We start from the raw sequence: 24917 nt of genomic DNA, 5'->3' as shown, positions 1-24917 counted from the left end.
CGCCAGCCAACGGCTGCAGATGCGTATGCAACGACGCCTCCAGACGCTTCGACTCCCCAAGCAAATTCTCACGCTCGAGAATGTCGAGGTTCGCCATCGCCGCCGCAGCAGCACCGGCATGCCCGCCATACGTGTAACCATGACGCCACCACGAACCCGCATAGAACGGCTCCGCCACCCGCGGCGCGATGAACACCGCACCCATCGGAACGTAACCGGACGTCAAACCCTTTGCCGTGGTCATCATGTCGGGCTGCAAATCGAAACGAGTAGACGCGAACCACTCGCCGCCGATACGACCGAAACCGGTCACGACCTCGTCGACGACAAACAGAATGTCGTGCTCGCGGCAGATGTCGCGCACCTCGGCCAGGTACCCCTCCGGCGGAAGATACACCCCACCGGCACCGATGATCGGCTCCGCGAAGAACGCGGCGATCTTGTTCGCACCGATCCTCTCGATCAACTCGAGCAGACTCTTCGCATCATCCCAGCCGACCGTGGCCGCATCCGCCATCAGCTCGCCGTAACCCTCACGGTTCACCGGAATACCCGCCAGAGCTGTTCCCGCAACATGCATTCCGTGGTACGCCTTCTGGCGACCGACGATGATCGCCTTCTCCGGCTGCCCCACCTCGTGCCAGTACCGGCGAGCGAGCTTCGCCGCAGTGTCCACCGAATCCGAACCACCCGAAGTGAAGAAGATCTTGCTCCCGGCAACCGGCGCTATCGTCGCCAACCGCTCCGCCAACACCTGCGTGGTCTCGGGAACAAAATCACCGAAGTTGGAGAAATGAGCGATCTTCGACAACTGAGCCGCCACCGCATCCGCGATCTCCGTGCGCCCGTGCCCGACATTGGTGAACCACAGGCCCGCCGTCGCATCCAGATACCGAGTGCCCTCGCGGTCCCAGATGTACGCGCCCTCACCGCGAGAGACGACAAACGCGCCGTTCTTCTCCACAGCGCCCATGTCCGCGAACCCGTGCCACAATGCCGAAGCCATCGTCGTTCTCTCCCAACTGGATACGTTCGAAATAGATTAGGTCAGTTCACGCGGAGTGCGGGAGGAAGAACCCGCTCGACCCACTGGGTTGCCTGCTCGAATGCGTAGGCGAGTTGGAGTACGTCCAAGTCGGCTCCGTGCCGACCGATGATCTGGATACCCATGGGAAGCGAACGATCGTCGAAGCCGACCGGCATCCCCGCAACCGGAACCCCGGCCATCGTCCAGGGAACAACCGTCTCCATCCACCGGTGATACGTGTCCATCGACCGCCCGTCGACGTTCTCGGGCCAGTGAGTGTTCTTGTCGAAAGGAAACACCTGAGCACTCGGCGCGAGAATGTAGTCGTAGGTTTCGAACATCTTGGTAATGGCCGACAGCCAGCCGTTGCGGGCCTCCGCAGCCTTGGTCACGTCGAGTGCCGAGAGGGTGACCGCATGCCCGAGTTCCCACAACAGTTCGGGCTTCATCAACTCACGCAAGCTCGGATCGTTGTACTGATCGATCAAACCGAGCTGCGCCCACCAACGCCATCGCAGGAACAGTTGCCAGATGTCCTCGGGTTTGAAGTCGGGAAGTGCTGCCTCGACGCGGCACCCCAACTGTTCGAAGACCTCGAACGAGGATTCGCACAACTCGAGAACTCCAGGTTCGGTTGCCAGGTAACCGTTCCAGTCACCGACCCATGCGATCCGAGAGCCCTTCAGATCCCGTGCGAGGCTTTCGGTGAACACAGCGGGATTCTCACGAATCCCCAACGGTGCATAGGCATCCGGCCCCGCCATCGTAGAGAGAAGGTGAGCCACGTCGGTGACGGTTCGGCCCATCGGACCCACAACAGCGCCCTGAGCGATGAATCCCGTCTCCGGTATCCGACCCCAGGAAGGTCGAAACCCCACGACGTTGTTGAACGCCGACGGGTTTCGGAGCGAACCCATGTAATCACTTCCATCAGCCACCGGCAGCATGCGAAGCGCCAACGACGCTGCGGCGCCTCCGCTGCTACCGCCGGCAGTGCGCGAATTGTCGTACGGCGACACCGTCGTACCCCACACCGGGTTGTACGTCTGGGATCCGAGCCCGAACTCCGGTGTGTTCGTCTTGCCGATCACGATGGCACCGGCAGACTTGATCCGCTTGACGAACAGGTCGTCCTCTTCGGCGATTCGATCCGCGAACATCGGCGACCCGGACGTGAACGGCAGACCCTTGGCTGCCGAAAGATCCTTCACCGCATGCGGAAACCCGTGCATCCAACCGAGATACTGCCCACTCGCCAACTGCGAATCACGCTCGCGCGCCTCCGCCGTCAATGCTTCCCGATCCCGCAATGCGACGATCGCGTTCACCGCCGGGTTATGAACTTCGATCTGGTCGAGGTAGCTGTCCATCACCTCGACACACGACACTTCACGCCTGCGTATCAGACCACTGAGCGTGACCGCATCGGCCATGACGAGCTCGCGATTCTCGGGCGCACCGGAAACGCTCTCGTCGACAGGGTCAGCAGCATGAACCATCGTGAATCCTTTCAAGCAGTGAAGTGGGTTGCGCCGGCAGAATCTCGGTCGGATTCGCCGCCACCGGCAACTGATTCGAGGACGAATTACCGGTGGCGGCGCGCGACTGTCGAAGTTTCCAGCGAGGTTCTTACCGGCTACTGACCGAGATCGACGATGGCGGCGACAGGGCCGCCGCCCTCGGGGCCCTGATGCGCTGCCGAGACCGAGACGAACACTGCCGGATCACCGGTGACAGCTGCCGTGACTCCACCTACGCACGACTTGATCTGGCGGTGCCAGTGCACATCGGAGTCGTCGAGCATCGCATTACGACGGCCGCGGACCGTTCCGTCCTGGCTGGCCTCGCACTTCAAGAACACGTTGACGAGTTGACCGTCCAGGTCGCTCGAGTGCGGCCGCTCCGGAAGTTCGAGTCCGGCGTCACGGATCGCCGCCCAGATGCCGTCCTGGTCGAGCGGATCCTTCATCACGCTGTGGCCGATCCGGTAGCGTCCGCCGACGCCACGTGCGTTACCGACGACAACGATCTGAGCACGGTCCAACTCGACGCCGGACGAGCAGGATGCAACAGAGGAGAAGAGCTCGCGGCTGTGCATGACATCCTCGTCGGTCGGCATGTCGATTTCGCCGAGTGCAACCGCGATTCCGAGCGCCGTACCGCCGTTGGACAGGTCCATCGACTCATGAGTCTGTTCGGTCCACACGGTCTTGCCGCGACTCTTGGCGTCACGGATGGTGTGGATTGTCAGCAACGGAGTCTTGGTCTGTACGTAGTGCACGTCGGCGGGATCGGTGATGCCGGCATCGGTCATCGCATCTTTCACTGCCGCAGCCACTTTGGTGATCATCGCGGTACGACCGATGTCCTCGGGCAGCAACTGCTCACTCATGGCGACACCCACGGTCAGTCGCGGCTCGTCGGTCTTGGTGACCTTGTCTGCCGGTACCGTCGCGAAGATCGTCGCGTGCGGGCTGATCACACCGTCCGTGCCGCCTGACCAGACGATCGGTACCTCGGCCACCTCTTCGGGGCTGCGATTACCCTTGGCGGAGAGAACCTCTCGAAACGCTCGGTCCGCGATGATGCGCGTGTAGTCGTTGACGCCGCCGTTACCCTCGGTTTTGCCGATGACTGCAATGACGCGGTCGGCCTCGAGGACACCGTCGTCGATCAGCTTGGCGAGCTCACTGGCGTCGGAGACGCTGTGTAGCGGAACCTTACGGACCTCGATTGCTTCGGGCATTGGCATCTCCTTGTATAGGGAATCGTGGAGGCAAAATTGGGCCTTGACAGCTCCTGGCGCCCAGTCCAGCCGAGCGGTTCGGAACTGCCATGCCGACCACGCTATGACGACTCGAACCCTTCGGCATCGTCAATAGTTGCCCAAACGAAAACCACGATTGGTTATTTCGACTCCGATTCACCGGTTATGCGCCGCCCCATCGGTTCTCACTTACGATTCGACCATGGACACCACTGTTGTCGACCATCCGCTGGCGGCATCGCTACTCACGACCATGCGCGACGCTCGCAGCGACAACGCGACATTCCGGTCCGCCTTGCGCAGACTGACCCATATGTTGGTCTACGAGGCCATGCGCGGCGCAGAAGTGGAACAGTTCGACATCGAGACGCCAGTTGCTCCGACGCTGGGAGTGCGACTGGCAAATCCGCCGCTCCTGGTACCGGTCTTGCGAGCGGGCCTCGGCATGGTCGAGCAGGCGAGTGCCCTCATTCCGCAGGCAGGTGTCGGTTTCGTGGGAATGGCACGAGACGAGAAGACACACCAACCGGTTCCGTATCTGGAGTCCCTGCCCGCTGATCTGTCGGGCACCCCCGTCTACGTCCTCGATCCGATGTTGGCGACCGGTGGATCCATCATCCGCACAATCGATCTGCTCATTGCACGCGGAGCCACCGATGTGACTGCAATATGTGTCGTCGTGGCTCCGGAGGGGATCGAAGCACTGAGGAACTCCGGACATCCAGTCAGGCTCCTCACTGCGAGCATCGACGACGGCCTGAACGAAAATGCTTTCCTGGTACCTGGACTCGGAGACGCGGGCGATCGCCAATTCGGACCACGGTAGTTGGCAGACATACGGAGAACCACTCATTTCGAGAGGCTATTTTCGTCAACTGTTGACAATGTTCGTCGCGTGATCGAGCGTAGTCTCGCGACATGGATAGATCTGCCAAATATTCGAGCGAAGAGCTTCAACATTTGCCAGAAGGTGGCGACTACAGACTGACGGTTCGGGATGTCCTCGAGCTACCCAGTCTGCGTGGAGCCGAAGTCCTTGCCGGGCACGGGGGCTTGCGCCACCTCGTTCAATCGGTGAACGTGATGGAAGTGCCGGACATCCTCGCTTGGGTGAAGCCGAACGAACTGTTGGTGACAACCGGGTTCCCGCTGCGCTACGGGCGAACCGGAGAGCTTCTCGACGATACAGATCTCAGCGACCTCGTCGACGGTCTCGCACGCCGAGGAGTCGCGGCACTTGCCGTGAAAACGGGCCGCTATCTCGACGAACTGCCGGAAGCCATGCTGCACATGGCAGAGCAGCGAGGGCTGCCGTTGTTGGTTCTTCCCGTCACCGCAGGATTCGACGAGGTGATCTCGGAGGTCTTCACCAAGTTGGTGGCGAAGCAGTCTGCGGCACTCGACATTGCCGATCGTCTTCACCGCTCGTTGACGTCGATCGTCTTGGAAGGTGGCGATCTACCCCAGATCGCCGCGGAATTCGCCGCGCTTTTCGACGTCAGCGTTCTCATCTGCTCGCCGGACGGAAGAGTGTTGACGGAGGCCGGAGATTCAGCCGCGCTGAACGCGCTTCCGTTGTTCGAAAGCACCGGTCGGTTCCTGACCGAACGGGTCGCTGTCGGTTTACAGAACGCGCCCAAAGGATTTCCTGGTCAGTTGGCGCTCACCCGGGTGGTGGCCGGCGGCACCGACCACGGCCGAATGGTCGCGTACGCCGGCACCCACGAACTCGGCGCAGTTGTCGTTCAAGCACTGGAGCGAGCGGCCACCGTTGCTGCGCTGGCCGTCACCAAGCAGCTGGCAGTTGCGGCAGTGGAATCCAAATTCCGCGGCGACTTCCTCCGCGACGCACTGATAGGTGAAGCCGGCTCGCCGGCGGAAGTGAGCGCGCACTTCACCCAGTTGGGGTGGGATGTCACTCGTCCACTTGCCGTAGTGGTTGCAGAACTCGACGTCGATCACCCGGAATCCCAGCACGCGAATTCCACGCGCACGGACCAAGATCGACTCAGCGACGGCTGGCAACAAGTGGTACGCACCCACGAGCGGACGGCACCCTCCGTCGGGTTTCGACACGAGGTGGTCACGCTTTTCCCCACCAGCACCGACCGTGCGGTTCGGGACATCGAAGGGTTGGTGCGCAAGGTTGCCGGAGATCGCACCAGCGGCCGCCGCTCCTTCAGCACGGGAGTGAGCCGGGTGATCTACTCCCTGGCCGATCTACCTGCTGCCTACGACCAAGCCTGTACGGCCGTGGTCGTCGGCCGACGTATCAACGGGCCGGGCCAGATCGCGCACTTCGACGAACTCGGCGTACACCGACTCCTCTCGCTCCAGACGGACAAGAGCGAACTGCGTTCGTTCACCGATGACGTTCTGAAGTCACTGTCGGCGGACAACGCCGAAGCCGCAGATTTGCGTCTGACACTCCAGACGTTGCTCGACTGCAATTGCAATGTCGCCGAGGCGTCCCGGGCACTGCATATGCACTACAACACTTTGCGATACAGAATCGGAAAGCTGGAGAGCGTCGTCGGATCGTTCACCGACGACCCCGTCCTTCGATTGAACGTCTCACTCGCCCTGCAGGTCATGAAGATGCACGAAATGTCATGAAGATGCACCAAATAGGCTGACAGAGCGCCCCAATTACGGTTCGATACAACCGCAATCCAGCCGTGCGTTAAGCGTTCGTCACTTCTTACCCACCACTGATACCCGTCATCGGCAAGGTTACCCATGTGCCGTTGACCGGTGCGCGCTTACGGTTCGAAAGACGGGCCGCACATACCTCCTTCAGTGGCCCTGGCCGATTTCTCGGTCCAGCGGACCGGAGTCGACCGAACTACGGAGGCCTCAACCACCAACTGGCTCAGCCAATTACACCAGAACACGGCGGTGCGACATGAACTCGACTTCGAAGCCTCACAACACAAGTGCTCGTAGTGGTCCGCTACACGACGTGATTGTCGTCGACCTCACGCGCGCACTCGCGGGTCCTCACGCGGCAATGATGCTCGGCGATCTGGGTGCCGACGTGATCAAGGTCGAATCACCTCACGGTGGCGACGACACCCGTGGGTGGGGGCCGCCTTTTGTGGAGCCACCGCTGGAACCACCGAACACGCAACGGGAATCGACGTATTTCCTGTCCACGAACCGGAACAAGAAGTCGATCACGCTCGACCTCAAATCCGACAGCGGGCGCGCAACCCTCGAAGATCTTGTCTGCCGCGCCGACGTTCTCATGGAGAACTTCCGCACCGGAGTTCTCGATCGACTCGGATTCTCCACCGAGCGGCTGGCCGAACTCAATCCTCGACTGATCGTCCTGTCCATCAGCGGTTTCGGCCACGACGGCCCGGAAGGTGGTCGCGCCGGTTACGACCAGATCGCCCAGGGGGAAGCCGGACTCATGTCGCTGACCGGCTCGAGCCCGGACGACGTTCAACGAGTCGGAGTTCCGATCGCCGATCTTCTCGCCGGAATGTACGGGGCGTTCGGTGTCGTCGCGGCTTTGAAGGAACGCGAACAGACGGGGAGAGGCCGTGTCGTTCGAACGTCGCTCTTGGCCAGCGTGGTCGGTGTTCACGCGTTTCAAGGAACGAAGTGGACCGTCGCCGGCGAGGTAGGCACAGCGCAAGGCAACCACCATCCCTCCATCGCACCGTACGGACTCTTTCGTACCGGCGATGGCGCAGTACAGATCTCGGTCGGCAGCGAAAGCCTGTGGAGAAGATTCTGCGAAGGGTTCGAACTCGATCCCGACGCCCCCGGTATGGCAACAAACGCCGAACGCGTCGAGAATCATTTCCAGGTCGTCGAATTGATCGAACGTACCTTCAAACCGTATTCGCGTGACGAGCTTCTGACCGAACTCGACCGCATCGGAATACCGGCAGGACGGGTTCGGACGATCTCCGAAGTGTACGAATGGGAACAGACCCGATCACAGGGATTGCTCGTCGACGTCGACCACAGCACGCTCGGCAACATCACTCTGCCCGGTCCGCCGCTTCGATTTTTCGATCCGGACGGAACCGAGGTGACGGAGACCCGGCACACGGCACCGCCGGTGCTCGGTGAAGACACTGACGAAGTCATGTCGTGGCTACAAGGATTCACCCGATGAACCGCCTGACGGCTCGCGACTTGCTCGACCTGGTGATCGATGCCGGCACCTGGGAGTCGTGGGATACCCCTCCGATCCCCGTCGCGACCGACTCCGATTACGCCGAAGCACTTCTGCGGGCGCAGGAGAAGACCGGGCTCGACGAGTCCGTCCTGACCGGAAGCGCCTCCGTCCGAGGCCGCCGTGTGGCAATCATCGTCTGCGAGTTCGGTTTTCTCGGCGGATCGATCGGCGTGGCGGCGGGCGAACGCCTCGTCGTCGCCATCCGTCGAGCGACGCAAGAGCAGCTGCCCCTTCTTGCGCTTCCCACCTCCGGAGGAACGCGTATGCAGGAGGGGACAACGGCATTTCTGCAGATGGTCAAGATCACCGCGGCGCTCATCAAGCACAAAGAAGCGCACCTGCCCTACATCGTCTACCTCCGAAACCCCACCACCGGAGGCGTATTCGCGTCCTGGGGGTCACTCGGTCACGTGACGATCGCGGAGCCAGGAGCCCTCGTGGGATTCCTCGGCCCCCGGGTGTTCGAGGCTTTGTACAACTCACCTTTCCCCGTCGGTGTCCAGACAGCGGAGAACCTTCACGAGCACGGACTCATCGATGCGGTGAGGCCGCCAGACCAGCTCGCCGAAATCGTCGACCGCGCATTGCGCATCATCACCTCGAGACGTCGTGGGTACTCGTTGCCGAGTGACCCGTGCTCGTACGATTGCCCACCCGATACGTCGGCGTGGGAATCCGTCGTCGCATCCCGACGCGAAGATCGACCGGGGATCCGGGAAGTGTTGCTCAATTCGGCCTCGGACATGCTCCCGCTCAACGGAACCGGCCAAGGCGAGAACGATCCCGGCATCATGCTTGCGCTCGTTCGCTTCGGCGACATGCCCTGCGTCCTTCTCGGACAGGACCGACGCGGGCAGACTGCTCACTCCCCACTCGGCCCCGGCGCTCTGCGGGAAGCTCGGCGAGGGATGCGGCTTGCCGCAGAGCTCGACCTGCCGTTGGTGACGATCATCGACACGGCAGGCGCGGCACTGTCGAAGGAAGCCGAAGAAGGTGGATTGGCCGGCGAGATCGCTCGGTGTATAGCCGACATGATTTCACTCGAGGTCCCCACCATTTCGCTCCTGCTCGGGCAGGGCACCGGCGGCGGCGCCCTGGCACTGATTCCGGCCGATCGAGTGCTGGCGGCCCGCCACGGTTGGCTCTCGCCCTTACCTCCCGAGGGGGCGAGCGCGATCATGTTCCACGACATCACGCACGCTCCGGAGATGGCGGCCGGTCAAGGGATACGGTCCTTCGATCTGCTCACGGGCGGCATCGTCGATCGGGTCATCCCCGAATTTCCCGATGCCGCGGACGAATCCGCCGCCTTCTGCACTCGCGTCGGAGCGGTACTGCACTACGAGCTGAGCGTGCTCAGTGCTACCGATGCGACTGAACGGCTCATCACCCGCACCGAACGCATCGACCGTATCGGCCTGGTCGAAGCCAGCACCGCCGTCTGATCGATCAGTACACAGAACACAGAACACGCACACACCGCGAAAGGCCGGACATCCTCCAAGGAGGATGTCCGGCCTTCGACAATCGAGCACACTCAGCCAAGCGTCACGTGAGCTGCGGGGCGGGTTCTTCCCGTTCGCCGCCGGGAGCCTTCGAATCCGGCTTGTTCGGTTCCGGATTCTTCACATTCAGCTCCGGGTTCTTCGAACCGATGAACTGGCACAGGTGGTACATCCCGATCACGACGATGGTGCCGAGCGCGATGCCGCTGAGCGAGAACGTGTCACTGAACTTCAGAGCCGTGTCGCCGATACCGATGATGAGGCCGGCCGCGATCGGCATGAGGTTGAGCGGATTGCCGAAGTCGACACCGTTCTCCTTCCAGATCTTGGCGCCGAGCAGACCGATCATGCCGTAGAGCACCACGGTGATTCCGCCGAGAACACCGCCGGGTGTCGCCGAGATGACGGCACCGAACTTGGGGGAGAAGCCGAGCATCATCGCGACGATGCCGGCGACCGCGTAAGCGGCGGTGGAGTACACACGGGTCGCTGCCATGACACCGATGTTCTCGGCGTACGTCGTGGTGGGCGAACCGCCGACGCTGCTGGCGATAGCGGTGGCGAAACCGTCACCGGCGAGCGCGCGTCCCATGTACGGATCGAGATCGTCGCCGGTCATCTCTGCGACTGCCTTGACGTGGCCGGCATTCTCCGCGATCAACGCGATGACACCGGGAAGGACCAGGATGATGAACGTCAGGCTGAACGACGGAGCGTGGATGCCGACGATTCCGTTGGCCTCGTCCGAGAACGGGGGCAGGCCGAACCACGACGCCGACTGCACCGAATCCCAGTTGACGCGGAAGTGCTCGGTGATCTGACCGGTGCCTGCGTCGTACGAGGTGATCGTGCCCGAGACCCGGTCGAGGATCCAGGAGAGGACGTAGCCGAAGATCAGCGCCAGGAAGATGGCGATGCGCGCCATGAAGCCACGTAGCGCGATACTCATGACGATCAGGGCCACCATGACGATCAGAGCCACCCACTGGTCCTGCGGCCAGTACAGCCCCGCGACGACGGGTGCCAGGTTGAATCCGATCAGCATCACCACTGCCCCGGTCACCACCGGGGGAAGAACCTTGAATACGACCCGGCCACCGAGGAAGTGGATCGCGATACCGATGGCTGCCAGGACCAGTCCGGACACCAGGATCGCGCCGGTCACCTCTGCGGACGTTCCGCCTTGGGCACGAATGGCGGCGATACCGCCGACAAAGGCCGCCGACGTACCGAGGTAGCTGGGAATGCGTCCCTTGACCACCAGCAGGAAGAAGAGCGTACAAAAGCCCGACATCATCACGGCAAGTTGAGGATTGAGCCCCATGATGATCGGGAAGACGAACGTCGCGCCGAACATCGACACCACGTGCTGGCTGCCCAGCCCGATGGTTCTTCCCCAGCTGAGCCGCTCGCCGGGAGCGACCACTTCACCCGGTCTGATGTTCTTTCCATCTCCGTGCAACGTCCAAATCGGCATGATGGGACCTTTCGTGCAGAGGAAGGTGTCCGAACGCTGAGTGTGCTCCAGCTCACAAAACACCGTGACTGGAGTGAAACGCTATTACAGCGCCGGGGTATCGACGTGATGACAATCTGCCAGAACCCACGGACCCGGATTGGCAATATTAGTGATTGATGCCGCGCATCGCGGTTATCTTCAGTGCTAGAGACAGATCCAGCCGTAGCTCGGGTTGCGCCGTGAAGGGTCCAAGCATTTTCTCCAGCTTAACGACCCTGTAACGCAGTGTGTTGTAATGGAAGTGGAGCTTGCGCGCTGTCTCGGCGATGTTGATGTTGGTCGCGAGCAAGACTTCCAATGTCTTGCGCATGTCCTGCGCTTCGGCAGTTTCCTCCGTCAGTTCCCGCAGTGTCTCCCGCGCGAACGTCTCCAGCTCGTTTTCGTCCTCGACCAGACTGAGCAGTCTGTACACACCGAGATCGTCGAACTGAGTCACCGTCCACGGACCGGAGATCCGGCGTCCGACGGTCAGTGCGGTGCGCGCCTGACTGTAGAGCGCGGGGACGGCGTCGATCGCCGCTGTCGGCCGGGACACCCCGACACTGAACGGCCTTCTCCCGCCGCCACCTTCACCGCGAACGACCGTGACGAGGTCCCGCACCAATGCCATCGTGTCGGTGCCGACGCCCATGACGATCACCGTCTCGCCCGTCAGCGCGGTCACCGCCGCACCGGGATCGCGGTGGGCGATCGCCCCGGAGAACGCCATCGCCTGGCGATCGACGACGGGCAGCCGAGCGGGCGCCGCAGAGGCCGGTTCGTCGATCGGGTCCGGCTCGATCGAGACGATCACCAGCGGGCGATCGAAGTCCCAACCGAACGTCTTGGCGTGGGAGACAACGTGATCGTGGTCCCCGGCCCGGCCGAGGAGCAGATCGTGAACGAAGTTGGCGCGATGGCGTTCTTCCACCGACGCCACGGCCTGCTCACGGGTGATGACCAACGCGCACACCGACGCCGCTCGCTCGACCAGGTACTGGTCGTAACTCGTCATCACGCGCTCACCGGTGAACAACGCGAGACGCCCGTGATCGATGTGATTGGCGGAAATCGCGGACACCGCGATGAATTGACCGTCGAACTCGTGCAGACCCAACCCGCCCTCGACGGTGTCGGTCCGCAGACGACCGGTGGAATCGACGGCGGGACAGGCAGACAGATGCTTGCGCTCCGCCGCATCCCCGGCGCGGCAGATCTCGCGTCCGTCCGAGGTGGTGATCAGGGCGGCGCCCTTCATCTCCCGTGCGATGACCTCGGTCAATTGTGGGAGGCCACCGCCGCCCATCACGACGTCGACCAGCAGCCGTCGCAAGCGCTCGGCCCCGAACATGGCGTCGATCTGGGCCGACTCCGTCTGCTCACGGTCTCTCGCCGCCGGGTGATCGCACGCACCGTGAAAAACCAGGAGCGGGAAGCCGGCGCTTTCGGCCGCGTCGACCAGTTCCGGCGCGAGAGTGTCCCCGTCTGCTCCGAATTGGACGGCGAGCGCTGCAACTCCGCGCGTCGACAACCGTCCGACAAATGCTTTGAAGGTTTCGGTGACCCGGGCGAGGGTTTCCGGCGTGGTGATCAGCAACTGTCCGTGTCGCAGCCACGGTCCGATGTCCGGAACCGCCATGAATCCCACCCGGGCTACCGTCGGGTCTTCGGAGCCGCCGGCGACCTTTCGAACACCAGGAAGGAGCGGGGTTCGAAGAAGTTCGGAGAGAACAGCATTCACCTCGGATGCCGGTACGGCCGGGTTTGCCACTTGGCAGGCACCTCGATTTCATTCGGATCACGGAAGATGGTTCACGAAAGAAACGATCCTATCCCCACCGAACACAAGATGTCCGAATTCAGCGCAGTCGACTCAGGCCGTTCGATGCAGGGCGGTCGGATTCTCCTGAGGTGGCGGGTGGATCGGCCCCTGCAGATCCCGCAGTTCCAAACCGGATGCATTGCGCAGGGTCTTGGTCATCTCGGCGAGGATCGACACTGCAGTCTCCTCCGGCGTCCTGGCGCCGAGATCCAACCCGATCGGTGAGTGCAGACGCCCCAACTCGGCGTCGGTAACGCCTCGCTCCTTCAACAGCGCCACCCGACGCTCATGCGTCGCACGACTTCCCATCGCGCCGACGTATGCAGCCGGCGAACGCAGAGCGATCTCGAGCAAGGGGATGTCGAACTTCTCGTCGTGCGTGAGCACGGCCAGGACGGTTTTGTTGTCGATCGGTGCGGTTTCGAGGAACTTGTGTGGCCACATCACGACCAGATCGTGGGCGTCGGGAAAGCGCGCCCGTGTCGCGAAGACCGGCCGTGCGTCCACGACGGTCACTCGGTAACCCGCAAAGGCGCCCAACGTACACATCGATGCCGCGAAGTCGATGGCCCCGAACACGTACATCCGCGGTAGTGGCGCGAAGATCTCGACCAGCAGGTCGTGCTGCGAATCGATGAGGGTTCCCGCCGGCGCGACAAAGGCTACGGACTCACCGGTGTCCATCGTGCGCAACAGGATGGAGACCTCGTCCTCCGTGGCATCCAGATCCCCGCTTCGTCGGCCGTGCTCGACGACGAGGTGCCGCGCCGGCGCTCCCGGACGCACTTCGGTGACCACGACGACGGGCGTATCGGCTTCGATCCGTTCACAGACCTGACCGAACTCGACGAAATCGGCTCCGACGGCCTGGACGAACACTTCGATGGTTCCGCCGCAGGTCAGACCTACTCCGATGGCGTCGTCGTCGGAGACGCTGAAGACCTCGACGCGACTGGTGCCGTCGGCGAGAACCTCCTGGGCGATCTCGTACAGTGCACTCTCGATACACCCGCCCGAGACGCTGCCGACTACCTCCCCGGAGCGTGAGACGGCCATCGAAGCACCGGGCATGCGCGGTGAGGATCGCCAGGTACGGACAACCGTCGCCAGTGCAAAATCCTCGCCGCGGGCGTGCCACTGCGCCAGCTGAGTGGAAATGTCGCGCATCGCCTCGCCTCCCGCTTGCATCGCCGTCCGTAGAGAGTTCACGGTATCGGCCCACCGCAATCCTGCCTGTCACACAATGCGCCTAAATCCGGGCCCTGCAGTTGTGCAATGTCGCCGTCGCATCACCGTGCGCTCTCGACCAGTGTTGTCACCGAGCCCAGCCGAAAGCAGGCCTGACCTTCATTCTTCCCCTCTCCGACGATCACTGCAGCGGTAATTCACGCAGATGGTGCGACGGATCGAGTGGGCGACGTTGCACACCACAGAACCGAGGTTTCTCCCATGGACCAATTGCTCAGCGGTATCAAAGTTCTCGACCTCACCCGCGCTCTCGCGGGCCCTCTGTGCACGTCGCTGCTCTCGGACTTCGGCGCCGACGTGGTCAAGGTCGAAACCCGTGGCTCCGGCGACAGTTCGCGTCAGTGGCCGCCGTTCGACGGCGATCGAAGCCTCTACTTCGCTTCCGTGAACCGCGGCAAGAGGTCGATCGCCATCGACATGCGCAGTGACCGCGGGCGGAAACTGCTTCGCAGCCTGGCCCTCGACGCGGATGTGCTGGTCGAGAACTTCCGTCCGGGAGTGCTGGCCGACATGGGGCTCGATCCCGATTCGCTCGAGCAGGAGAATCCGGGTCTCGTCGTGATGAGCATCAGTGGTTTCGGCCCGGTGGGCCCGGACCAGTTCGCGCCCGGACTCGATCAGGTGGCCCAGGGCATGTCCGGGTTGATGTCGGTCACCGGCGCCGGGGAACAGACCCCGATGCGGGTCGGTATCCCCATCATCGACACGGTCTCGGGCATCTACGCGGCGCTGGGTATCACGGCGGCGTTGGCTTCGCGCGGACGCGACGGTCGTGGGCACCGCGTGCAGACCTCGTTGCTGGAATCCGCGATCTCGATCATGACCTTCCAGGCGCAGGACTACCTGAGCACCGGGCGGGTGTCGACGCCGAACGGCAATACGCACCCGACGATCACGCCGTACGGCGCTTTCGACACTGCCGACTTCCCGATCAACATTGCCACCGGCTCGGACAAGCACTGGATCGCGCTGTGCTCGGTTATCGGCGACCCCGATCTCGCCTTCCGTGCCGAATATGCCACGGGTAAAGAACGTTTGGCGCACCGAGACCAACTGACCAAAGAACTCGAGGACCTACTGACCACGAAGGGCGCCGCACAGTGGATCGCCGAGATCCGCGGTGCCGGAATCCCCTGCGGCCCGATTCATTCGATCGATCAGGTGTTCTCCGACCCGCAGGTCGAGGCATTGCAGATGGTCGAGCAGACCCAGAGCGCCGACGGAACATCGATTCCCGTTGTCCGCGGACCGTTCTGGGTGGACGGCAAGACCCTTCCCGTCAGGAATGCGCCACCCATGACTCTCGGCGGTGACGCCGACGACGTACTCACCGACTTCGGCCTGCGCCCGGAGGAGATCGAGGATCTTCGCGCAAATTCGGTGATCTGACCGCACACTAGTAACAGAGCGGACGCTCTGTTACTGTGCGTTCATGCCTCGGCCACGCGTCCACGACCTCGACACCCTGCTCGACGCTGCCGAAAAACTTGCCGCCACTGCCGGGCCGAGCGCTGTCACGGTCAGGGCGGTCTCCGACGCCACCGGTGTATCCAACGGGGCGATCTATCACGCATTCGGCTCTCGCAGTGGACTGGTCGGTAGCGCGTGGCTGCGTGCCGCGCAACGATTTCTCGCGCTTCAGCAATCGAGAGTGGACGACGCTCTCACGGACCCCGCGCCGACCTCCGCGGTTTCCGCCGTCGTCGCAGCCGCCGAAGTTCCGGCCGTCTTCGCGCTCGACTACCCACAATCCGCGTTGCTGCTGCTGACGATTCAGCGCGACGAACTGCTCGGCACCGACGTCCCTGCCGACATCGCCGAGAAACTCACACAACTCGACCGGTCTCTGGTCGAGTTGTTCATCCGGTTGTCGACCGCGCTCTGGGGCCGCAAGGACGGCCGAGCCGTCGAAGCAATCGAAGCCTGTGTTGTCGGCCTGCCTACCGGGCTGCTCATTCATCCCGCCAAACGCGCCGACGGTTGGCGAGTCCCCGACGCCGCAGCACGCGCGCGGTTGGATGCCGCCGTTCGAGCGGTTCTGCATCTCGACCCACCACTGCCCAAGCCCCGCAACAGGAAAGGCCAATCATGACCGCAACTCTGCGCTTCGAAGACAAGATCGCCGTTCTCGATCTCGGCGAGGACGAGAATCGATTCTCGCCAGATTGGCTCGATTCCGTCGACCAGCTACTCGACCAGGCTCTGAGCGAAGGCGCACACGCCCTGGTCACCACGGCGACGGGCAAGTTCTACTCCAACGGACTCGACCTCGACTGGCTGGGCGCGAACGGCGACAAGGCGAAGTGGTATGTGCAGCAGGTGCAGTCGCTGTTCGCCCGGATGCTGACGTTCCCCATGCCCACCGTCGCGGCGATCAACGGCCACGCCTTCGGAGCGGGCGCCATGCTCGGCATCGCGCACGATTACCGCGTCATGCGCGATGATCGCGGCTACTACTGCTTCCCGGAGGTGGACATCAACATCCCCTTCACCGAAGGAATGGCAGCTCTCATCCAGGCCAAGCTCAGCCCGGCGTCGGCAATCGTCGCCATGACCACGGGGCGGCGATACGGCGGAAGTGACGCATTCGCAGCCGGTTTGGTGGACTTCACAGCTTCCGTCGATGCTTTGACCGCGAAGGCCATCGAAATGGTTGCGCCGATCGGCCCGAAGAATGCGGGCACACTTGGGGCAATCAAATCGACGATGTTCGCTTCAGTGGTCACTGCTCTGAACACCGACGGCTAAGAGCGCTGGACTGCGTTCTCGCAGAGCCGCTTCCAGATCATCGGCAACACTTTCGGGATCGCGGCCTTCTGTGCTCAGAACCACGTCGACCCCACTGAGCGTCGGCATCGAACCGGCCAGCAGTTGTGACGCTTCCACCAGATCGTCCAACCCGGCCCAGCCGGCCGGTTCACGTTCGACGATTCTGGTGCGCAACGTATCCGGATCGGCCTCGAGGCGCGCCAGCAGGTGCCCCTCGGCGCCGGTCGCGGCCAGCAAGGCATGCCCGTAGTCGTCGTCTTCGACGGTCGCCGTGAGGAACAGGAGTTCATACCCCGCTTCCCGGTACGACGCGCACAACATCCCGACGTGTGCGATTGCCCGCTCGGTTCCCAGCGGCGGGTAGCACCGCTCGAGTTCGTCCACCTCGATCATCGCGTTGCTCACCCCGGCCTCGCCGAGTCGATCGTGAAGCGCGGTCAGCACGGAACTCTTCCCCGCGCCCGGCGGGCCTGTCAGCAGTAGTACGAACACGTCCTCCACTATTCCAGAGCCGTGAGCATGTCCAGAGCCTTGTGCAGGCGTGGGGCGGCGAGAAGGCTGGAGAAGACAGATTGACGTGCACAACAGCCCTGATCGGAGCACAGCGATGACCACCACGATCACCGAAATCGCGCCGGACATCTACCGACTGTCGACCTTCGTGGACGAAGCGAACCTCACGATGAACCAGTTTCTCGTCGACGGCGAGGAACCCTTGCTCTTCCACACCGGGCAGCGAGCGTTGTTCACCTCGGCTTCCGACGCACTCTCCACGCTGATCGACATCGACCGTCTGAAATGGATCACGTTCGGTCACGTCGAGGCCGACGAGTGCGGGTCCATGAACTCCTGGCTTGCGGCGGCCCCCGAAGCACAAGTGGCGCACGGCGCGATGGGGTGCTTCGTTCAGGTCAACGATCTGGCCGATCGGGCGCCACTTCCCTTGCAGGACGGCGACGTACTCGAAACCGGCAGGCGCCGCGTTCGCCACATCGACACCCCGCACGTCCCGCACGGTTGGGACGCGGGCCTGATGTTCGAGGAGACGACGTCCACGCTGTTCTGCGGAGATCTCTTCACTGCGTTCGGGCACCACCCCGCGACTACCGAGCACGAAATCGTCGGTCCCGCTTTGGAAGCCGAGGACTTGGGCCACGCCACCTGCCTCACCCCGGATCTCGAACCCACGATCCGCGCCCTGGCCGACCTCGAGCCGCGGATTCTGGCTACCATGCATGCACCGACGTACTACGGCGACTGCGTCACCACGCTTCACGACCTGGCCGACTCGTACGCAACACGTTTCGCAGCCGAAACCGAAAGATGGAAGTCAGACTAGAGCTTGCGCATTCGACGTGATTCGCGCCGCCACGGACAGCGCAACATGCTCGTGGAACGGTCGCGCCACCACCTGCACTCCGATCGGTAAACCGTTGCGGGAGAGTCCTACCGGAACCACGACCGACGGAAGGCCGAGCACACTGATCGCCCGGCAACTCGCGAGCGCGTCCATCCACGTGAGTTCACGACCGCCCACCTCGAAGCTCTCCACACCGAGCGGCGGAGCGAGCACCGACGCAACCGGCAGAATCAGCACGTCGCCCATCTCGCCGAGGAAGTCGGCGATCAACATCGCACGATCCGACCACAGCGCTTCCACCTCGGCTGAACTCCGATCATGGCCTGCGGCAAGCATGGCAGTGATGTCCGCGTCGAAAGAGTGCGCTGAACCCGCGGCGAGAGAGTGGATGTCCGCGTGGGTCTCGACCGATCGCAACGCACCGAAAAGCGCGTTGGCCCGCGGCAGAGCCAGACCGTCGTACTCACTCGCGTCCAGGCTGTTCGCCACCGAGCGAACCGCCGACAGGATTTTTTCGTCGACAGGCATGGTCCCTTCGCCGGGTGCCCAGCGGATGTCGAGGTGTTCGACGTCGACCGAGTCCGGCTCGGTCCACGCGAGATACGGCTTCGACAGGACGCGCAGCGCAAGCGTCGCATCACCGAGGTTGCGGGCCAGTGGGCCGATGGTCTGGATCGTGCCATGCATCGTCGCAGGATTGGCGAGTACCCGTCCATCCGAAAGCACGCCGGGGTATTGCCCTTCCGGGTCGATACGGCCGAGCGTCGGGCGAACCGAAGTGAGGCCGGTGCAGTGGGCGGGCCAACGCACCGAGCCACCAAAATCCGTACCGAGTCCGAGCACGCTCATTCCGGCAGCAACCGACGCGGACTCGCCGCCACTCGATCCGCCGGGGGACCGGACGACGCCGTCCGGTCGCACCGGGCTGGCCGTGGTTCCGAACAATTCGTTGCGCGTCAGGCCGCACGCGCCGAATTCCGGGGTGTTGGTCTTGCCGATCAGAATTGCGCCGGCAGCCTTGAACGCCGCAACGGCCGGGGCGTCGACGGCCGGGACGTTGTCCGCCAGAGTGCGAGAACCGGCGGTGGTACGCACGCCGGCTGTGGCGATCAAGTCCTTGACCGTGAACGGAACCCCGGCAAGTGGGCCGAGTGTCTCGCCGAGAAGGCGACGTTCGTCCAGGCTGTCTGCGGCCGCACGCGCGTCCTCGGCGCACACGGTGACCAGTGCGTTGAGTTCGCCGTTGCATTCGTCGACCCGTGCGAGATGTTCTTCGACGACGGTCCGCGCCGACGCCTGACCCGACCGCACGGCCTCGGCGATGGATCGGGCATCACGGCCCACCCAGCTCTCACGACTCATCGCACGCCTCTCCTCACCGGACTCCTCTGCCGAGCGTAAGGACAGTAAGCAACCCGAGAAACGACCACAATGCACATACCGACGGCTCCGGCGATGTGAGGTTTTGCCACAACGTCCGCGGTTCCGGAGGGATCGGTCAGGTGCTGGTACCTACAAGCCCTGCCTGATGAATGCAGCAAGCTTCTCGATCTGTTGCTCGTTTCGTTTGTAATGCCTCCACTGGCCGATTCGTGTGGTGGTGACCAGATCCGCGGCCTGGAGTGCGGCCATGTACTGAGACGCAGTCGATTGCGACACCTTCGCCCTCGCTTGAATGTGCTTGAGGCACACTCCGACCTCCTCGGCAGGCTCGAGCTGAGGGGGAAAGCTCCCGGGGTCTTTCAACCACTGCAGGATTTGTACACGCATCGGGTTGGCCAGCGCCTTGAACGCCGTTTCCCACTCGGTTGTTGCGTCTTCCATGCTCGAGATCATACCGCTAGATCGCGAAATGCCGATATATGTGGTTCACTCCCTATATCGCAACATCGCGATATTCCAATGGGAGGCTGAAATGGTGCATCACAATAAAGTCGCACTCGTGGTCGGAGCCCGAGGTGTGATCGGTGGGAACTTGATCGATCACCTCGAATCAACCGGCGAATGGAAGATCATCGGACTCTCGCGCCGAGGCGGCACGGACACCGACCGGGTCGAACACATCGCAGTCGACCTGCTCGATCCTTCCCGGACTGCAGAGGCACTGAGCGGACTGCACGACGTCACCCACGTCTTCTACGCCGCCTATCAAGACCGCCCGACATGGGCCGAGCTGGTTCCGCCCAACTTGGCGATGCTGGTCAACACTCTCGACGCCATCGAACCCGTTGCCGGCGGACTCGAGCACGTCAGCCTGATGCAGGGCTACAAGGTTTACGGGGCACATCTCGGACCGTTCAAAACTCCGGCCCGCGAGAGCGATCCACCGCACATGCCACCCGAGTTCAACGTCGACCAACAGCAGTTCCTCGAACGCAGGCAGCTCGGCAAGTCGTGGACGTGGTCGGCGATCAGACCCTCGGTCGTCTCCGGATTCGCGTTGGGCAACCCGATGAACCTCGCGATGGTCATCGCCGTCTACGCGACCATCTCGAAGAAACTGGGTGTCCCACTCCGATTCCCCGGCAAACCCGGCGCGTACACCAGCTTGATCGAGATGACCGACGCCGGACTCCTGGCCGAAGCAACGGTCTGGGCCGCGACCAATCCCGAGTGCGCAAATCAGGCGTTCAACATCAACAACGGCGACCTGTTTCGCTGGCAGGAGATGTGGCCGAAGATCGCAGCCTTCTTCGACATGGACGTCGCACCTCCGCTCCCGATGTCCCTCGATGTCGCAATGGCGGACAAGGAGTCGGTGTGGGATGAACTCGTCGAGGAACACCAACTTGCTCGGACCCCGTATTCCGATGTCTCGTCCTGGGGGTTCGGTGACTTCGTATTCGGATGGGACTACGACTTTTTCGCTGACGGATCGAAAGCTCGGCGGTTCGGATTTCACCGCCACGTCGACACCGAAGCGATGTTCCTCGACATCTTCGCCAATCTGCAGGCTCGGAAGATAATCCCCTGACTACGAACATCGTCACTTCGGATCCTACGAACACTGTCACTGTCGGACCCCGGGACTACCGTCGTAGGCGGGGTTTGAAAAGCAGGGGTTTCGGCGAGTCGTCGGTAGGGCCCCATGCGCCCCCCGGACCAGAGGAGCGACGATGTCGGACAATACTTTCGATCTGGAAATCCTGAGTGCCTGGACTACTTTCGAGACTCATCTCGCTCGCTACATCTCCGTGATGGAGGACGACGACACTCTCGTGGTGGAGTCGCATTACGACAGCATGGACGAACTGGCAGACGCACCCGCGTGCATCCAGTTCTTCGCGTGGAACCAGACCTCCGTGCGCTGTGAAGTCCCTTCCAACAGGTTTCTGCATCCACTGCGGATGCTCGAACCGGAAGACCATTCAGCGCTGCTCGACATGGGGTTCAGCGCTCCCGATCTGTGCGAGCACGAGCCCGAGGGCAACGGGTCCATGTCCTTCTACATCGACGTCGACCGCACTCGTCCCGAGGAACTGGTGACAAAGGTGTTGCGTGTCTTCCGCGAGATGTGGAGCCTTGCGCACCCGTCGTTCCTGCGTGCCAGCACCAGTGGACGCGAGTCGACGCCGGCGTTCGCCACGACGCCGTCGCACGCTCCCTCGGGTTCGGGTGACATGCTGCGGATCCTGGTCGACGGGGCCGTCGAACGCCTTCTCGGCCATCCACCCAAGCGTGACGACGACGGCGACATCCCGCTCGTCCGCGGTGAGCAGGTCACCTATGTTCGTGTCCTCGAGGACGACGAGTACGTGGAGGTGTTCTCGCGGGTCGTGCATTCGGTGGAGAACGTCGATAACGCTGCTGTTGTTCTCGCCCAGCTCAATCGGCAGTGGCCGACCATCAAACTCATTCTCGTCGAGCAGAGTGTGCTGGGCGTGGTCCGCGTAGACGGCGCACCCTTCGTCGCCGAGCACCTCCTGCGGGCTCTGCGCTCGTTCGCCGAATTGGCCGAAGCATCCGACGAACTCGCCGAAGAACTGGGCGGGCAACCCATTCGCGCTACCGGAGACACCGCCTTCAACGACGGGATGGCCTCCGAGCACGAAGATCCCGGTGCCGAATACGAATCACACGAGTGCCACGAATTTCCTCCGGCACTCATGGCGCTCCTCGAACTCGACGCGGACGGAACGGGCGAGCTCAGCGCCGAAGAGGTTGCCGTGATCTGTGAGCACGACCGCGACACCATTCTCGACTACCTGAGGATCAGCCAGGAGCAGGAGACGGCCTGGCACGAGGCGTTGACCGAGTCCATCCGGCGCAAGGACGACGACACCGACCTGTGCGCGGGCGAAAAGCGCGCGTGGACGCACGCGATCCGCAATCTCAGGCGCGGACTGCGCGTCGTTGTACTTCCCGCCAAGGATGCAGCGCCGACCCAGCTCGGCCTCTTCGACGATCAGGCCTGACCGCCGGAAATCGAGCGCTGCGGCTCAGCCCGGTAGCGGGATGACGATGCCAGGCAAGATCTCGATCTGACGCGGCAACTGGGGAAGCTGCGGCACTTCGATCGGCGGCAGGCCGGGCACCTCGATGGGCGCTGGGGGAGCGGCCGCGCCCGTCGTGGGCGTGCCCGTCCCGTCACCCGAGGTCACACCGGAGTTGGCGGGAACGCCGGCCTGCCCGCCGATGGGATCGGGCCACGGGAAGCTCTCCCAGTCGGATCCCTTCAGCGCGCCGTCCATCGTGCTCTTCCAGATGTCGGCAGGCACTCCGGAGCCGTAGATCAAACCGCCGTAGGAGTTGGTGATGGCCTGCGCGTCGGAAGTTCCGATCCACACCGCGGTGGACAGCGACGGCGTGTAACCGACCATCCACGCATCCTTGTTCTGCCCCGTGTCACCCAACTGCGCGGTACCGGTCTTGGCAGCAGACGGGCGTCCACCGGCGAGCGCGTGACCGTTCGAGTACGACGCGATCGGCAGCATTGCCTGCGTGATGTTGTCGGCAACGGCAGCATCGAGACGACGCTCACCGGGAGAGACCGGACGATCGAGCAGGACTTCACCTTCGGCCGTCACGACCTTCTGGATGAAGTGCGGCTGCTGGTACACACCGGAGTTGGCGAGCGTCGCGTACGCGGATGCCATGTCGATAACACGAGACTGATACTGGCCGAGCACGATTCCGTTCTCCGGCGGGCCACCCTCCTGTGTGAGCGTCGGGTAGTCGAGTCCGGGAATCTGTTCGGGGATGCCGGCCAGATGGGCGGCGTCGGCGATCTTCTGGGCACCGTTCTCCATCGAGAGCATCAACCGGTAGAAGCTGGTGTTCAGCGAACGCTTGAGTGCCTCGGCGATGGTGCATCGACCACAGGATTCGCCGCCGACGTTTCCGATGGTCACACCGTTGATCGTGAGCGGTGAACTGTCGAACCGTGCGGACAGCGGAATGTCTTCCATCAATGCTGCGACCAGGCCGAAGACCTTGAACGCTGAACCGGTCTGCAGCGGCGCCTGGGCGTAGTCGAATCCCGCTCCGTCGTCACCGCCGTAATAGGCGTCGACGCCACCGGTCTTGGGGTCGATGGACACTACTGCGGTCCGCAGGTCTTCGGGTTCACCGTCGAGATTCCGCTTGACGGCGCCCAGCGCAGCTTCCTGCGCAACCGGGTCGATGGTTGTCGTGATTTGCAGACCAGCGGTGTTCAGCGTCTGGTCGCTGATACCGGCCTCGGCCAGTTCCTTGAGTACCTGAGTCTTGATGTGGCCTTCGGGTCCGGGCGCCTGGTTCAGATCGGTCGGCCGATTGGCGGGGGCGACAGCCGGGAACTGCATCGCGTCGCGATCAGTCTTGGTCAGGCTGCCCAGTTCCACCATGCCGTTGAGAACGTAGTCCCAGCGCGCTTGCAGTGCGGACAGATTGGTCTCGGGGTCCAGGAACGACGGGCTCTGGATGACGGAAGCGAGAACTGCGCCTTCCTCGACGCTCAGCTCACTGACCGGCTTGTCGAAGTACGCGTTCGACGCGGCGGCGATACCGTAGGCACCGCGACCGAAGTAGATGGTGTTGAGATACGCGGCAAGGATGTCGTCCTTGGACCATTCGCGCGCCATCTTGGCGGAGATGACAAGCTCACGCAGCTTCCTGTCGATACTGCGCTTGTCACCGACCAAGACGTTCTTCACGTATTGCTGAGTGATCGTCGAGCCACCGCCGGCGCTTTCCTTGCCCATCACGTTGTCTCGGGCAGCGCGAGCAAATCCGGAGATCGAGAAGCCGGGGTTGGTGTAGAAGTTGCGATCCTCCGCCGAGAGCACCGAATCGCGGACGTGAATCGGGATGGCCGACAACGCGACCTCGGTGCGGTTTCCCTCCGCCGGCACCACCTTGCCGAGCACGGTCGTGCCGTCGGCCATGTAGATGGTGGACACCTGATTGGTCTGCATGTCCGAGGGGCGCGGGACGTCGGTCCGGCTGTACGCGACAGCAAAAACCGACGCAGGCACGATGATCATCAGGAGCACGAGAACGTAGATGGTCCGCCGGACGTACCGCCACTTGGAGCGCTGCTTCTTCTCCGGCTTGGCCGACTTGCTCGACCGTGGGGAATTAGCCGACTTGCCCGATCGAGCCGACGACTGATCGCCACCCGTCGCACTCGATCTGTTCGATGGACTCACTCAACACTCCCGGTCGTGGATCCGGACTTACCGGCACCATTCCACCAGGGTGATATCTCGATCAGATAACTCCCGGCAACTGCGATACCGAAATGTC

Annotated in this window: 20 protein-coding genes; 10 read left to right on the top strand and 10 right to left on the bottom strand. The window is 62.9% G+C overall.

The genetic code is table 11. The features are described 5' to 3' along the window. The 3 genes from FEZ59_RS17415 to FEZ59_RS17405 all read right to left on the bottom strand — a co-directional run. Positions 1–1006, bottom strand: a 1006-nt coding sequence (locus FEZ59_RS17415) for an aminotransferase class III-fold pyridoxal phosphate-dependent enzyme (RefSeq protein WP_172932948.1), incomplete at its 3' end; no start/stop codon positions are given. Positions 1007–1047: 41 nt separating this feature from the next. Continuing rightward, on the bottom strand, positions 1048–2526 hold the full coding sequence (locus FEZ59_RS17410) for an amidase (protein ID WP_060939403.1): 1479 nt from the start codon (positions 2524–2526) through the stop codon (positions 1048–1050). A 137-nt stretch (positions 2527–2663) separates the two neighbouring features. Next, positions 2664–3773: a ring-opening amidohydrolase gene (locus FEZ59_RS17405; RefSeq protein WP_060939374.1), complete on the bottom strand. Its 1110-nt coding sequence runs from the start codon at positions 3771–3773 to the stop codon at positions 2664–2666. 223 nt (positions 3774–3996) lie between these two features. On the opposite strand from FEZ59_RS17405, the gene upp reads away from it, so the two are divergent. From upp to FEZ59_RS17385, 4 genes are all read left to right on the top strand, one after another. Further along, positions 3997–4620, top strand: coding sequence for a uracil phosphoribosyltransferase (gene upp / locus FEZ59_RS17400; RefSeq protein WP_019746096.1), 624 nt, complete (start codon positions 3997–3999; stop codon positions 4618–4620). 92 nt (positions 4621–4712) lie between these two features. Then, positions 4713–6410: a PucR family transcriptional regulator gene (locus FEZ59_RS17395; RefSeq protein WP_003946020.1), complete on the top strand. Its 1698-nt coding sequence runs from the start codon at positions 4713–4715 to the stop codon at positions 6408–6410. Positions 6411–6699: 289 nt separating this feature from the next. Then, a complete protein-coding gene (locus FEZ59_RS17390) occupies positions 6700–7926 on the top strand; it encodes a CoA transferase (protein WP_020909750.1) in 1227 nt (408 codons plus the stop codon). After that, entirely contained in the window at positions 7923–9434 is a 1512-nt protein-coding gene (locus tag FEZ59_RS17385) for a carboxyl transferase domain-containing protein (RefSeq protein WP_020909751.1), read from the top strand. Before FEZ59_RS17390 ends, FEZ59_RS17385 begins: the two co-directional genes overlap by 4 nt. A 103-nt stretch (positions 9435–9537) precedes the next feature. Here the strand turns inward: FEZ59_RS17385 and FEZ59_RS17380 are convergent, their stop codons facing one another. The 3 genes from FEZ59_RS17380 to FEZ59_RS17370 all read right to left on the bottom strand — a co-directional run bounded on the left by FEZ59_RS17380 (position 9538) and on the right by FEZ59_RS17370 (position 13981). Then, positions 9538–10971 carry a solute carrier family 23 protein gene (locus FEZ59_RS17380; RefSeq protein ID WP_172932947.1) on the bottom strand — a complete coding sequence of 478 codons (1434 nt, stop codon included), beginning with the start codon at positions 10969–10971 and terminating at the stop codon, positions 9538–9540. A gap of 148 nt (positions 10972–11119) precedes the next feature. Further along, positions 11120–12763, bottom strand: coding sequence for a PucR family transcriptional regulator (locus FEZ59_RS17375; RefSeq protein WP_019746100.1), 1644 nt, complete (start codon positions 12761–12763; stop codon positions 11120–11122). Positions 12764–12865: 102 nt separating this feature from the next. After that, positions 12866–13981, bottom strand: coding sequence for an XdhC family protein (locus FEZ59_RS17370; RefSeq protein ID WP_007735213.1), 1116 nt, complete (start codon positions 13979–13981; stop codon positions 12866–12868). A 282-nt stretch (positions 13982–14263) separates the two neighbouring features. Between FEZ59_RS17370 and FEZ59_RS17365 the strand changes: the two genes are divergently transcribed. From FEZ59_RS17365 to FEZ59_RS17355, 3 genes are read left to right on the top strand one after another with little or no spacing between them, the layout of a single operon-like run. Further along, entirely contained in the window at positions 14264–15451 is a 1188-nt protein-coding gene (locus tag FEZ59_RS17365; protein ID WP_020909753.1) for a CoA transferase, read from the top strand. A 43-nt stretch (positions 15452–15494) separates the two neighbouring features. Next, on the top strand, positions 15495–16154 hold the full coding sequence (locus FEZ59_RS17360; RefSeq protein WP_020909754.1) for a helix-turn-helix domain-containing protein: 660 nt from the start codon (positions 15495–15497) through the stop codon (positions 16152–16154). Next, on the top strand, positions 16151–16810 hold the full coding sequence (locus tag FEZ59_RS17355) for an enoyl-CoA hydratase-related protein (protein WP_020909755.1): 660 nt from the start codon (positions 16151–16153) through the stop codon (positions 16808–16810). The genes FEZ59_RS17360 and FEZ59_RS17355 overlap by 4 nt, the downstream gene beginning before the upstream one ends. Here FEZ59_RS17355 and FEZ59_RS17350 read toward each other — a convergent pair. After that, entirely contained in the window at positions 16778–17323 is a 546-nt protein-coding gene (locus FEZ59_RS17350) for a hypothetical protein (RefSeq protein WP_020909756.1), read from the bottom strand. The genes FEZ59_RS17355 and FEZ59_RS17350 overlap by 33 nt on opposite strands. A gap of 115 nt (positions 17324–17438) precedes the next feature. Here FEZ59_RS17350 and FEZ59_RS17345 point away from each other — a divergent pair, with 115 nt between their 5' ends. Next, positions 17439–18170: a hypothetical protein gene (locus FEZ59_RS17345; RefSeq protein ID WP_020909757.1), complete on the top strand. Its 732-nt coding sequence runs from the start codon at positions 17439–17441 to the stop codon at positions 18168–18170. On the opposite strand, the gene FEZ59_RS17340 is transcribed toward FEZ59_RS17345, so the two are convergent. Next, a complete protein-coding gene (locus FEZ59_RS17340; RefSeq protein ID WP_021334412.1) occupies positions 18162–19553 on the bottom strand; it encodes an amidase in 1392 nt (463 codons plus the stop codon). The two genes, FEZ59_RS17345 and FEZ59_RS17340, sit on opposite strands and share 9 nt — an antisense overlap. Before the next feature lie 150 nt (positions 19554–19703). Beyond that, on the bottom strand, positions 19704–20015 hold the full coding sequence (locus FEZ59_RS17335) for a metalloregulator ArsR/SmtB family transcription factor (RefSeq protein ID WP_007735219.1): 312 nt from the start codon (positions 20013–20015) through the stop codon (positions 19704–19706). 91 nt (positions 20016–20106) lie between these two features. On the opposite strand from FEZ59_RS17335, the gene FEZ59_RS17330 reads away from it, so the two are divergent. Continuing rightward, on the top strand, positions 20107–21165 hold the full coding sequence (locus FEZ59_RS17330; RefSeq protein ID WP_021334411.1) for an SDR family oxidoreductase: 1059 nt from the start codon (positions 20107–20109) through the stop codon (positions 21163–21165). 142 nt (positions 21166–21307) lie between these two features. Beyond that, entirely contained in the window at positions 21308–22606 is a 1299-nt protein-coding gene (locus FEZ59_RS17325) for a hypothetical protein (RefSeq protein WP_021334410.1), read from the top strand. A 24-nt stretch (positions 22607–22630) separates the two neighbouring features. Here the strand turns inward: FEZ59_RS17325 and FEZ59_RS17320 are convergent, their stop codons facing one another. After that, entirely contained in the window at positions 22631–24820 is a 2190-nt protein-coding gene (locus FEZ59_RS17320) for a transglycosylase domain-containing protein (protein ID WP_041815441.1), read from the bottom strand. Positions 24821–24917: the final 97 nt, after the last annotated feature.

The sequence above is a fragment of the Rhodococcus sp. MS13 genome, assembly GCF_013277835.1.
Classification (GTDB): domain Bacteria; phylum Actinomycetota; class Actinomycetes; order Mycobacteriales; family Mycobacteriaceae; genus Rhodococcus_F; species Rhodococcus_F erythropolis.
The sequence above is the reverse complement of the archived record's forward strand: the minus strand, read 5'-3'. Positions and strand labels throughout refer to the sequence as shown.

What these genes read in the sequence shown, in the direction of transcription:
- FEZ59_RS17410 (WP_060939403.1), bottom strand. Translation starts at nt 2,526, where the DNA reads ATGGTTCATGCTGCTGACCCTGTCGACGAGAGCGTTTCCGGTGCGCCC.
- FEZ59_RS17405 (WP_060939374.1), bottom strand. Translation starts at nt 3,773, where the DNA reads ATGCCCGAAGCAATCGAGGTCCGTAAGGTTCCGCTACACAGCGTCTCC.
- upp (WP_019746096.1), top strand. Translation starts at nt 3,997, where the DNA reads ATGGACACCACTGTTGTCGACCATCCGCTGGCGGCATCGCTACTCACG.
- FEZ59_RS17395 (WP_003946020.1), top strand. Translation starts at nt 4,713, where the DNA reads ATGGATAGATCTGCCAAATATTCGAGCGAAGAGCTTCAACATTTGCCA.
- FEZ59_RS17390 (WP_020909750.1), top strand. Translation starts at nt 6,700, where the DNA reads ATGAACTCGACTTCGAAGCCTCACAACACAAGTGCTCGTAGTGGTCCG.
- FEZ59_RS17385 (WP_020909751.1), top strand. Translation starts at nt 7,923, where the DNA reads ATGAACCGCCTGACGGCTCGCGACTTGCTCGACCTGGTGATCGATGCC.
- FEZ59_RS17380 (WP_172932947.1), bottom strand. Translation starts at nt 10,971, where the DNA reads ATGCCGATTTGGACGTTGCACGGAGATGGAAAGAACATCAGACCGGGT.
- FEZ59_RS17370 (WP_007735213.1), bottom strand. Translation starts at nt 13,981, where the DNA reads ATGCGCGACATTTCCACTCAGCTGGCGCAGTGGCACGCCCGCGGCGAG.
- FEZ59_RS17365 (WP_020909753.1), top strand. Translation starts at nt 14,264, where the DNA reads ATGGACCAATTGCTCAGCGGTATCAAAGTTCTCGACCTCACCCGCGCT.
- FEZ59_RS17360 (WP_020909754.1), top strand. Translation starts at nt 15,495, where the DNA reads ATGCCTCGGCCACGCGTCCACGACCTCGACACCCTGCTCGACGCTGCC.
- FEZ59_RS17355 (WP_020909755.1), top strand. Translation starts at nt 16,151, where the DNA reads ATGACCGCAACTCTGCGCTTCGAAGACAAGATCGCCGTTCTCGATCTC.
- FEZ59_RS17345 (WP_020909757.1), top strand. Translation starts at nt 17,439, where the DNA reads ATGACCACCACGATCACCGAAATCGCGCCGGACATCTACCGACTGTCG.
- FEZ59_RS17340 (WP_021334412.1), bottom strand. Translation starts at nt 19,553, where the DNA reads ATGAGTCGTGAGAGCTGGGTGGGCCGTGATGCCCGATCCATCGCCGAG.
- FEZ59_RS17335 (WP_007735219.1), bottom strand. Translation starts at nt 20,015, where the DNA reads ATGGAAGACGCAACAACCGAGTGGGAAACGGCGTTCAAGGCGCTGGCC.
- FEZ59_RS17330 (WP_021334411.1), top strand. Translation starts at nt 20,107, where the DNA reads ATGGTGCATCACAATAAAGTCGCACTCGTGGTCGGAGCCCGAGGTGTG.
- FEZ59_RS17325 (WP_021334410.1), top strand. Translation starts at nt 21,308, where the DNA reads ATGTCGGACAATACTTTCGATCTGGAAATCCTGAGTGCCTGGACTACT.